The 11,516-nt window shown below is 41.7% G+C and carries 7 protein-coding genes and 1 pseudogene; 4 read left to right on the forward strand and 4 right to left on the reverse strand.

All coding sequences use genetic code 11. The annotated features are described in order from the left end of the window. Nucleotides 1-88 precede the first annotated feature (88 nt). A complete protein-coding gene (locus tag Q4533_RS17180) occupies nt 89-1,249 on the reverse strand; it encodes a TonB-dependent receptor (protein ID WP_303503494.1) in 1,161 nt (386 codons plus the stop codon). A gap of 1,244 nt (nt 1,250-2,493) precedes the next feature. Here Q4533_RS17180 and katG point away from each other — a divergent pair. Then, nucleotides 2,494-4,668: a catalase/peroxidase HPI gene (gene katG / locus Q4533_RS17185; protein ID WP_303503495.1), complete on the forward strand. Its 2,175-nt coding sequence runs from the start codon at nt 2,494-2,496 to the stop codon at nt 4,666-4,668. A gap of 166 nt (nt 4,669-4,834) precedes the next feature. On the opposite strand, the gene Q4533_RS17190 is transcribed toward katG, so the two are convergent. Beyond that, on the reverse strand, nt 4,835-5,083 hold the full coding sequence (locus tag Q4533_RS17190) for a DUF3297 family protein (protein ID WP_076539562.1): 249 nt from the start codon (nt 5,081-5,083) through the stop codon (nt 4,835-4,837). A 458-nt stretch (nt 5,084-5,541) separates the two neighbouring features. On the opposite strand from Q4533_RS17190, the gene Q4533_RS17195 reads away from it, so the two are divergent. Further along, nucleotides 5,542-6,897: an NCS2 family permease gene (locus tag Q4533_RS17195; protein ID WP_303503497.1), complete on the forward strand. Its 1,356-nt coding sequence runs from the start codon at nt 5,542-5,544 to the stop codon at nt 6,895-6,897. A 383-nt stretch (nt 6,898-7,280) separates the two neighbouring features. On the opposite strand, the gene Q4533_RS17200 is transcribed toward Q4533_RS17195, so the two are convergent. Then, nucleotides 7,281-7,742, reverse strand: coding sequence for a hypothetical protein (locus Q4533_RS17200; RefSeq protein ID WP_102436795.1), 462 nt, complete (start codon nt 7,740-7,742; stop codon nt 7,281-7,283). 9 nt (nt 7,743-7,751) lie between these two features. Next, nucleotides 7,752-8,669, reverse strand: a complete 918-nt coding sequence (locus tag Q4533_RS17205; RefSeq protein WP_102436797.1) for a C-GCAxxG-C-C family (seleno)protein — start codon at nt 8,667-8,669, stop codon at nt 7,752-7,754. Between the two features lie 701 nt (nt 8,670-9,370). Between Q4533_RS17205 and Q4533_RS17210 the strand changes: the two are divergent. Then, nucleotides 9,371-10,006, forward strand: a pseudogene (locus Q4533_RS17210) (solute carrier family 23 protein); the annotation flags it as partial. Between the two features lie 392 nt (nt 10,007-10,398). Beyond that, complete coding sequence (locus tag Q4533_RS17215) at nt 10,399-10,875, forward strand: cytochrome b/b6 domain-containing protein (RefSeq protein WP_303503501.1); 477 nt, start codon at nt 10,399-10,401, stop codon at nt 10,873-10,875. The last annotated feature ends 641 nt before the right edge of the window (nt 10,876-11,516 follow it).

Consider the following 11,516-nt stretch of genomic DNA (forward strand, 5'->3'; position numbering starts at 1 on the left):
TCATGAGTATCTGCCTATCCTTGACTCTCTATAGAGTACGTGTTGATAAGCAGTTACACAAAATTAGTTACAGTCTCCATATCATCGTTTAACTGCCAGTTATCTTCGATATACCAAGCTGTATTTTCAACGCCGAAAGTTGCTGTTTGAGTTTCATGCAAGCGTACACGAACGGCTTCAGTACCTTCAGGAAGTACAACACCATTGATCGTGTTGTTGTTACCCGCATAAGCTGTTGCATAGCGATAGTAATAAACCAATCTAATTTAGCTAAATAGTTGGGCGTTGTATTACTGTATTCGTAGCTACTATCTTTACTATAATTATCACGCTGTTTATTTTTCCCTTCGATATTAGCAAAGAAGAAAAGTGAGTCTTCAATAATCGCGCCACCACCAAACACGTTATATGCGATTTCATCCAATGAGTCATACTGATTCGATGTATCTAAAGTGTCGTATACATCTCCATTTGCATCGATATCTAATAATCTAACATCTTTGCCTGAAGCTCTAAGGGCGTCTGGAGTGTAGTAAGCTGAACCACCAAACTCCCAGTCGTTATTACCAGACTTTGTCACCACATTTATGACACCACCAAGCGAACGACCATACTCAGCACTGTAACCGCCAGTTTTTACCTGAGTTTGTGCAATAGCATCCTGCGGAACAGAGGCAAAACTTAACATTGTACGTAAATTGGTCACATCCATACCATCAATATAGTAACCATTCTCAGCAATAGAAGAGCCACCAAATGAAGGCAGGTTTCTATCAAAGGCATCCCCTCCCTGAATTGCACCAGGTGCAAGTAACGCAACAGCTACCGAGTTTCTTGCCATCGGCAATTTCGCGATTTCTTCTGAGGTAAATACCGCTGAAGACTCTACACTTGATGTATCAATAGATGTGATACGAGAACCGACAACACTCAATCTCTCTGGAGCATCAGCAAGTGATACAAAGGCACCTGTACCAATCACGACTGTGACTTCCTGCTTATTACCAAGGTTATCACTAACGACATAAGTACCAGGTGCAATACTATTCATATTGAATCGACCAGTATCATTAACTGTGATTGTGCGTGAAACACCTGTTTTAGTATTTTTATAGGTAATTTCAGTACCCGTTGTCGCTTTACCATAAATTGAACCCGCCGCACTATTTGCTGATGCAGGTGAACTTAAAGCCAATAACGCTGTTACTGAAGCAGCAACTAACGAGCGTCTAAACATCTTATCTTTCACCTTCCAATCCCTTTGATGCGCTAATTATCATTGTTAAAAAATACCCCTTTAGTAATACAAATGTATCACTAAGCAACAACTTTTTAATATCCCGCTATCATATTCGTCAACACAAAAAGTAAGGAATAATTTATAAGCAACCTATTTATAATCAAAGACATAGTTAAGTTATTTACAGAAAAAAAGCCTTGTTAAGATAACTCTGCTGTAAAGGGGGGTTAATACAGTCTTTACGCTACAAATAACTGGGGAATGCCGCTTTCACAGAATAAGATAAGGCTTTATTTTAAGAGTTTAACCCTGATTTTTTTTGCAAAAAAAGTGAATAAAAAAACATTTATCAAAATTTTTTGCTTACCTAGATAAACAAGAAAATTAAGTGGGCGAGATTTGAACCAATGATAATGCTCGAATAATATTAAATACGGTATTTTCTATATGGGAAACATTCGTTTTTCATAGAATTATGACCAATATTTGGAGTAAATGCGTCCCTTAATAGCCTAAGGCTCTCGTAGCTCATTCCATCAGGGATATAATGCTAATTAAGATAAGAAACAAAGCAGTAAAGCTTATACTGGCCAATAATCACCCCTAAGCCAATAATAAAAACGCCAGTAATGACTGGCGTTTTGTGGGGGCTATTGGCTAAAATCAGTTTTCATTCAACTTGCGTGTCAATATGGGTTAATAGCAGAGAGTGAGCCATTGCTTTACTTTAATAAACTTTGCTTAAAATTCTCCACCATAGCCATGAGCAAATCACCAAATTAATGTGCCGCCAACGGATGGCAAGGCTTCACCTCAAAGCTTAGCTGTTTTTCAGCAAACCAAGAGGTGCAAATACCTCATAATGGTGAATCCCACCAATTGGACTCACTATCAGTTTATTCGTCTAACCATCCGCAATGACACGAGCAAAGACTAAACCGAACAACAAACTGTAGATGCCCTAAAAATTGGCAACACAAAAGATAGCCATGTTTTGTTTATCCCCATTCAGATAAAAACCATCAAAACGATTGAGCTTAAAAGCGCCAAAGTCTGACTTTATGAACTAACTTGATAGATAGTCATATCGAAAAGCAGTGACTATCGCTTTCATCATACGCCAATTGTGGGAGGTAAAAAGTGGGTAGTCATTCAACCTGAACACCTAATGTACTGCGCCTTATAGCAATCATATTGTGCAAGCTATGCTGCTAAAAGCGGCTTGGGGTTCTACATACTAAGGAAGTTAAGCTATGAATAAAAACACCACAAATACTGGTGGCAAATGTCCAGTAATGCACGGTGCTACGACCGACAACAGCATGCCAAATACCAAGTGGTGGCCTAAAGCGCTTAATCTGGATATTTTGCATCAACATGATGCTAAGACCAACCCCATGGGCGATCGCTTCAATTATCAAGAGGAAATTAAAAAGCTTAATGTGGCCGAGTTAAAACTAGATATGCATGCACTGATGACAGATAGTCAGCCATGGTGGCCTGCTGACTGGGGGCACTACGGCGGCTTAATGATCCGCATGTCTTGGCATGCGGCGGGCACTTACCGCACTGCTGACGGCCGCGGCGGTGCTGGCACAGGTAATCAGCGCTTTGCCCCGCTTAACTCCTGGCCTGACAACGTCAACCTCGATAAAGCCCGTCGGCTACTGTGGCCAATTAAGAAAAAGTACGGCAACAAGCTCAGTTGGGCAGATTTAATTGCCTACGCAGGCACCATAGCCTATGAATCCATGGGGCTTAAAACCTTCGGTTTCGGCTTTGGCCGTGAAGATATATGGCATCCTGAAAAAGACATTTATTGGGGAGCTGAAAAAGATTGGCTGGCTCCAAGTGGCAGTGAAGGCAGTCGCTACTCAGGTGAGCGTAATCTCGAAAACCCACTAGCGGCAGTGATGATGGGGTTAATTTACGTCAACCCAGAAGGCGTTGATGGTAACCCTGACCCACTAAAAACCGCCCATGATATACGGGTGACCTTTAAACGTATGGCCATGGACGATGAAGAAACAGTGGCCCTTACCGCTGGCGGCCATACCGTGGGTAAAGCCCATGGTAACGGAGACGCAAGTCTACTGGGCCCAGAGCCAGAAGCCGCTGACATTGAACAACAAGGCATGGGCTGGAATAACCAAGCGAACCGCGGTATTGGTCGTGATACGGTTTCCAGTGGTATAGAAGGCGCATGGACGACTCACCCAACCCAGTGGGATAATGGCTACTTTCAACTGTTACTTAACTACGATTGGGAGCTCACAAAAAGCCCAGCAGGTGCTTGGCAGTGGCAGCCCATCAATATTAAAGAACAAGATAAACCTGTTGATGTTGAAGACCCAAGCAAACGTTACAACCCCATGATGACTGATGCTGATATGGCGATGAAAATGGATCCTGAATACCGAAAAATCTCCGAGCGTTTCTATCATAATCCTGATGAGTTTTCTGATGCTTTTGCCAGAGCTTGGTTCAAGCTGACTCACAGAGACATGGGGCCTAAAACCCGTTATGTCGGCCCTGATGTGCCAGATGAGGAGTTGATTTGGCAAGATCCTATTCCCGCAGGAAACCGCCACTACGATATTCAATTGGTAAAAGAGCAAATCAGCGCCAGCGGGTTAAGTGTTAGCGAAATGGTAACAACAGCATGGGACAGCGCCAGAACCTTTAGAGGCTCAGATATGCGCGGCGGAGCCAATGGTGCCCGTATTCGTTTAGCACCACAAAATATGTGGCAAGGCAATGAGCCGACACGCCTGTGTAAGGTATTAACTATACTTGCCCAAATCGCGACAGATACCGGCGCCAGTATCGCCGATGTGATTGTTCTAGCAGGTAATGTCGGGGTTGAACAAGCTGCCAAAGCGGCAGGTTATGAGATGATAGTGCCGTTTTTTCGCGGCCGTGGTGATGCAAGCCAAGCGATGACCGATATTGACTCCTTTGCCGATTTGGAGCCGCTTCATGATGCATTTCGTAACTGGTTAAAGAATGATTATATTGTCAGCGCCGAAGAGTTAATGCTTGATCGCAGTCAACTGATGGGGCTCACTGCCCCTGAAATGACGGTACTTGTGGGCGGTATGCGGGTGCTTGGCACTAACTACGGCAATACATTACATGGGGTATTTACCGATAATGTTGGCGTGCTCAGTAATGACTTTTTTGTCAACCTCACCGACATGAATTATAGCTGGCAACCAAAATCAGATAATCTGTTCGATATTTGTGAACGTCAAACAGGCAAACTCAAGTGGACGGCAACACGGGTAGATTTGATTTTTGGCTCAAACTCACAGCTGCGTGCCTATGCTGAAATGTATGCCCAAGATGACAATAAAAAACGATTCGTTCGCGACTTTATTACAGCGTGGGCAAAGGTGATGAACGCCGATCGTTTTGATTTAATCTAAGTCGTAAACAGGCATGAACGCAATTTAAGTCTAATGCTAACAAAGCGTCGAGATTAAAAAAACAAAAAAGCGAATCAATCGATTCGCTTTTTTATGCTTTAAGTTAACAACTCAAACTAATGCTTTTTGATCTTAACTCAAGCTACTGATTTAAAGATTAATCAGCTTACTTGTAAAAGGCTTCAATAGTGCCTTTAACTGTCATCATTAACGGTTGACCGCGACGGTCTAACGCTTTGTGAGACGGTACTTTAACCCAACCTTCACTGATGCAATATTCTTCAACGTCAAAACGCTCTTTACCGTTAACGGTAATACCAATGTCGTGATCGAAAATGGCAGCCACATGATGTGGGCTACGTGGGTTAACGGAAAGGCGATCAGGTAAAGCGAGTTTCTCAGTTGAGTCAGTCATGGTCTGCTATCTGTAGTAATAAATATATCCGCTATTGTAGGCAATAGCGCCGTTTTGCTCAAGCGCAGCAGTCATAAATATCAACTAACTAAATAGCATAGACTTTCAAATCAAAAGATTTGTTTAACTATCGATATCGCTTAGGTCAAATCATTCACGTAACTTTCACACTTGTTGCGTAAAACTGTTAGCTGTTTCAAATTTCGCTATTGGTTAATCCTGTAAACTTCGCGCCAACAAAAGCTATGTTGGTAAGAGTAAATTTTACCAGATAATGTGTATAACAAATTTGTTTACTACATTTGTTTACTACAATAATCGCAGGTCACTAACGCTTATAGCGCTAAGTGGATCTCTCACCCAATACCATAAGGTTTTGGGGCTCTACCTGCCGTAGCTATGTAGCCAATGAATACTCATTGGTTAACTGATATTTAAGAGATCAAAGGTTATCTACTATGACGTCTAAACAGACCACCAAGGCTACTGCAGCCTCTGCTCCATTTATCGATCGCTATTTCAACATTTCTGCTCGTGGAAGTACCTTAAAACAAGAAATCATTGCTGGTTTAACAACTTTTTTAGCCATGGTGTACTCGGTTATTGTGGTGCCAAATATGCTTAGCACAGCAGGCTTCGACCCTGAGGCAGTATTTATCTCCACTTGCTTAATTGCCGCTTTTGGTTCTTTACTCATGGGGTTATGGGCTAATTTACCCATGGCCATTGGTTGTGCTATCTCACTCACAGCATTTACGGCATTCAGTATGGTACTGGGTCAGGGGATATCAATTCCGGTGACATTGGGCGCTATTTTTCTTATGGGTCTCATATTTACTTTTGTGAGTGTTACAGGGATCCGTCAGTGGGTACTGACTAATTTACCTAAAGGTATTGCTCACGGTACAGGTATTGGTATTGGTTTGTTCTTACTTTTGATTGCCACCAATAGCGTGCAATTAATCGTCTCTAACAATGCTGGCTTACCGGTAAAATTAGGTGACATCAATAGCCTGCCCGTTATTGCTACCATTATTGGACTTGCGGCCACCATTGGCCTTGAACGACGCGGGATACCAGGCGGTATTTTACTGGTGATCATTGGCTTATCGCTATTTGGGTTATTGTTTGATCCCAACGTGACCTATCAAGGCTTGTTTGCCTTACCTGATTTAATGTCTGATAAATCATTAATTGGTCAGCTCGATATTATGGGCGCATTAAACCCTGTAGTACTACCCATTGTCTTGGCTTTGGTGATGACCGCTATTTTTGATGCCACAGGTACCATACGTGCCGTTGCAGGCCAAGCAGAATTACTTGATGACAAAGGTAATATTATTAGTGGAGGTAAGGCACTTACCTCAGATTCTGTAAGCAGTATTTTTGCAGGCGCCGTCGGTGGCGCCCCCGCTGCAGTGTATATTGAATCAGCTGCAGGTACAGCGGCAGGGGGTAAAACAGGACTAACCGCAACCATCGTTGGTGTATTATTTTTACTGATGATGTTTTTGGCGCCATTAAGCTATTTAGTGCCCGCTTATGCCACCGCCCCCGCGCTAATGTATGTTGGTTTGTTGATGTTAAGCAATGTCAGTAAGCTTGATTTTGACGATAAAGTTGATGCGATGGCAGGGCTAACTTGCGCGATATTTATTATTTTAAGTAGTAATATTGTCACCGGAATTATGCTTGGGTTTGTTACCTTAGTCATTGGCCGAATATGCAGCGGTGAGTGGCGTAAGCTTCGAGTGGGCGTTATCGCCATTACCCTTGGTTTAGTTATTTTCTACATGGGTGGTTGGGCTATTTAGCTACCCTTGCACTAAATAAAAAACAAAAAAGCCAAGATATTATCTTGGCTTTTTTAGTGGAGAATGTCCCGTCCAGAGATAAGTTGACACTTTGGAGACTTATTTATGAAACCTTCAAGTTCAATCAACTGTAAACGTACACAACGTGACTAAGGATACTGGACAAAACTGTAGCTTTATTTCGCCACGCAATAACCTTAATGGCCACTGTTGACTCATTTGCAAAGCCGGTTTGGCATCGTACGCTAAGGGAGCTTTCGCGCGGATTTAGCCGATTCAATAAGGTGAACCAGAAGAGTCACAACCACATCACTGTTGGCTGTGACTCTATGACTCAATGACTCAATGACTCAATGACTCAATCAAGCACTTTTAAACCCAGCTTAATATAGTCTAGGTTTTGTTTGCGATAATAAGCCGACAATAGACACAGAGACTCTGATCCTGGCATTTTTCCCATCAAACTCTGGTAGCGTTACCGTGTCAAAAGTATAATGCCCGGCAGATATTTCTTTCAGCTCACCTCGACACTCGTGCTCAGGCACTACTCCACATTGGTATAATTCAGCATAATGCCAAGGGATATCAAAAGCACTCGCGCCTGAAGTCGTCCCATCACCTAAGATCATGACTTTATAATCTCTAGCTCCAGTGACCATCTCACCCTCTTCATTTTCAAGCTGAAAAGTCGAAGTGTAATCCTGCGAGCTAAACTTAAAGTTAGTCATCTTGATGCTCGTGGCCTTATCGACATCAATACCACCAACGATCCCTTTATCACCATTGTCACTATTACAAGCCATTAAAAATAGCGACATTGCAAATACTGTCAGTCGTTTCTTCATGTTAACTCCTTAATCGTGGCAGTCTGAACAACTTAACTCTTCATGCACTGGCACTCCGCCTTTCATGTCGTGAGCAGTATGGCAAGTTTGGCATTCTAATGTTGAGTTAACATCAGTACCTAAGTAGGCATCAGGCTCGCGAGTTGTAGAGCTATGACAACCTGAACACTCAGCATTAGAAGGGGCAACCGTTTCCGCTTCTAAATTACCGTCAATAGAATCATTAAGGAAGGTCACTGTCATAAAGGCAATTTCAGCGGTAACTTGGGCGCATCGCTCAAGTTTAGCTTGATGGCTAGAGCCAAATGATGACGCTTTTGACCACAGGCTCACTGAGGTATGACACAGAATTGAACTAGCAATGGATTGACCAATATAGTCAGGATTTAAAGCTTCTCCAGCATCGTTGGTACGCGTAGGAGCGCCGATCCCTTCAAGGAACTCTTGAGTACCACGTGGCATACTGGTTTTTTCGTAATAGCGGAACACAGCTCTAATCACCGCGTTATTATTCAGATTATCCGCTTTTAATAAGTTAACTGTCATTGCTGTAGCATTAAGGCAACCACACAGAGAACCGATACCGGCAATCCCGCCGCCGCCATATGCTGCAATATTAGTTGGAATAGCACCAAAATTTTTAGCATCTTCATGACCTTGGGCAGCAAGCTCTTTAATGATGGCATCAAACACGCCGTACATACAGCCACCATGACCATAGCCAGCATACGCGCGCTTAGCTACCGCCATAGGCTCAACTTTGACATAGCTTAGACGATTTTCAGCTAAATCTGCATTGCCACCACTGCCAATACCAATGGGATCGTCACAGGTTTCTTGCGCCATAACTGACGGCATATAAGTCGCCCCAAAACCAACGGCTGACAATGTACACATTTTTTTTAAAGCACTGCGTCTATCTAACATGTTATTCCTCTCAAAGGATTTAATTCAACCCAAAATTTTCAAAGGCATGATAGGTGCTTTTAAATTTGAAATAGTCGAGCCAATCGACATATCTCTAAATAAGTAGCTTTAAAATTATAAATATTAGAAATAAATCATATAAAAAAGAAAAATACCTTGTGAGTATACTTTCCTAAATAAATGGGACTGACGCGTAAAAAATGCGGTGAAAAACTTTACCTCACAGCGATAATGCAATAGGCGTGTATCACTACGCTATCGCCAATGAAACAACTGTTAGATTAATGCACCGCAAAAGTTTCCAACCATAACTTCATGCTATAGCAAGCGTTTACAACCGACAAACTCGCAACCTCTACACTACAGTCTTCAAACATAAATCAGTAAGGTGTAAATGATAACGCCATTCATTTTTATTTAATTTATAACTCGGCGATGCTTTCATAATGTAAATTAATCGTATTTAACCAGTTAAGTAATTGCTTGGTTTAATGCAGATCTATTTTATCTCGGTCACTATCATGTCCTTAACCACATCGAAAGAACGCGACTTTGGAACGATAAATATAACCATCACGCTAAAGTAAGAGTCATTATTAGCGCCACAAGTTGTTTAGTCGCGCCAATAAAACGATAGTGGTTTGCTGCATTATAAACACCAGAAAACGCTATTGATCCCATTTTGCCGTCGTTATTTAATGTCTGATAAATCATTAATTGGTCAGCTCGATATTATGGGCGCATTAAACCCTGTAGTACTACCCATTGTCTTGGCTTTGGTGATGACCGCTATTTTTGATGCCACAGGTACCATACGTGCCGTTGCAGGCCAAGCAGAATTACTTGATGACAAAGGTAATATTATTAGTGGAGGTAAGGCACTTACCTCAGATTCTGTAAGCAGTATTTTTGCAGGCGCTGTTGGCGGCGCACCTGCAGCTGTTTATATTGAGTCTGCCGCGGGCACAGCTGCAGGAGGCAAAACAGGCCTAACCGCAACTATCGTTGGTTTATTATTTTTACTGATGATGTTTTTAGCCCCTTTAAGCTATTTAGTACCTGCATATGCCACCGCGCCCGCGCTGATGTATGTTGGCCTGTTGATGTTAAGTAATGTCAGTAAGCTTGATTTTGACGATAAAGTCGATGCTATGGCAGGGCTAACTTGCGCAATCTTTATTATTTTAAGTTGCAATATCGTCACCGGAATTATGCTGGGGTTTGTCACCTTAGTCATTGGCCGAATATGCAGCGGTGAGTGGCGTAAACTTCGAGTGGGCGTGGTAGCCATCACTCTTGGATTAGTTGTTTTCTACATGGGTGGCAGGGCGATTTAATCCCCTTGCTTACGAGTCTATTTCTTACAAAACTATTACTTACGATAGCAAGTACTTACGATAGCAAGGCCAACTATTAACGTTGGCCTTTTTTTGCTTTTTGTTAATGTTCAGCCATAAAAAAGCCTATCCACGCAAGGTGGCAGTCAATTCAATAGACCCCTCTATCACTTCTGCGCATAACATCACTGTATCACCATCAACCACAACGAAAACTCAGCTGCGAATGTAATAAACGCCAAGTGTAAACCAAAGTAAACTTAGTTGATAAAATCAATTAAATTAGGATGATTACAGAGATAGCAGCAATCTCGCTTAATGTTCGTCACTGAATATGAATTGCTAAATGGGATAATAAAATGTCATCAATGATGGTAATGGAAACTTGATAAATGAAAACTTGGAAAGACGATTTAGGTAAAACTCTCTACGTCATGGATGCACTACTGTTAATTGGATTTATATTAGTTTGCACCCCTAAAGCCACAGGGGTTTTATTGCACGAATGGTTAAGCTTATTGTTTATAGTCCCTTTGGTTATTCACCTATTACTGCACTGGGACTGGTTAAAGTCACTGCCTAAAAAGTTTGTCAGCCAATTATCTGGTGAAGCCCGTTTTAATGCTGTGTGGGATTTTATTTTCTACCTAGCAATGCTGATGGTTATTTTAAGTGGCTTTTTGGTGTCAGAAGTGATGCTACCTCAGCTAGGGATTCATTTTGACATCCTTCCGGTATGGTCAAAAATACATCACGATCTAGGCAATCTATTGATGCCAATGCTAGGGATCCACTTAGCAATGCACTGGAAATGGATTAAGGGTATGAGTAAAAAGTTTTTCAAAAAACAAACAGCAAAAAAGGCCTAAATTATGAAATACCTTAGCCACAAATGGAAAAGTCGTAGTTTTATTATTCTGTCAATTTCACTGCTATTCACCGCTTTATTGTGGACAGTATCCCTGAGTGAGTGGGCGACAACTATCAATATGGTTATTAGTGAACCCCACTCAGAACCGAATATTTCACCATTACTTATCGGTGTTATTTCACTTGTCAAAGTCACCTTGTTAACACTGATACCGGCTGTGTTGTGTTTTGGAATTATGACTTTTGTCAGTTCAATATCGCGCTTTTTAAAGTTTCGTTCCCACAACATGAAGCTAAAATCCTAAGGATTAATACCTTGCGCTGGTAATTAATTGCCACAGCCGAACTGTAACATCCTCAATCCTCAACTTACTTAAGCCATAGCTAAAGTAAGTTGTGTTGCTTTTCTCTTTATCGAATCGACCACTCAGTTACACCAGTTCCTATAACGTCCTATGCTCTTTGCTTTATCAGAGTATCAATAGCTAATCTTGTCATTTATAACCCCAAAACTAAAAGCTCCCCCATAGCAACCAAAAACGATTTAAGTTATTGTAGTACAAATAGGTATAACTCGATGATAGTCCCTGTAAACGTTAGTAGTGCAGTGTGAGCTAAGCGCCTGTCAATAAGCTTATTG

Source organism: Shewanella sp. 6_MG-2023 (assembly GCF_030547195.1).
GTDB lineage: Bacteria > Pseudomonadota > Gammaproteobacteria > Enterobacterales > Shewanellaceae > Shewanella.

Excerpts from the sequence above, each read along its gene's own strand:
- katG (WP_303503495.1), top strand. The coding sequence starts at position 2,494 with ATGAATAAAAACACCACAAATACTGGTGGCAAATGTCCAGTAATGCAC.
- Q4533_RS17190 (WP_076539562.1), bottom strand. The coding sequence starts at position 5,083 with ATGACTGACTCAACTGAGAAACTCGCTTTACCTGATCGCCTTTCCGTT.
- Q4533_RS17195 (WP_303503497.1), top strand. The coding sequence starts at position 5,542 with ATGACGTCTAAACAGACCACCAAGGCTACTGCAGCCTCTGCTCCATTT.
- Q4533_RS17200 (WP_102436795.1), bottom strand. The coding sequence starts at position 7,742 with ATGAAGAAACGACTGACAGTATTTGCAATGTCGCTATTTTTAATGGCT.
- Q4533_RS17205 (WP_102436797.1), bottom strand. The coding sequence starts at position 8,669 with ATGTTAGATAGACGCAGTGCTTTAAAAAAAATGTGTACATTGTCAGCC.
- Q4533_RS17215 (WP_303503501.1), top strand. The coding sequence starts at position 10,399 with ATGAAAACTTGGAAAGACGATTTAGGTAAAACTCTCTACGTCATGGAT.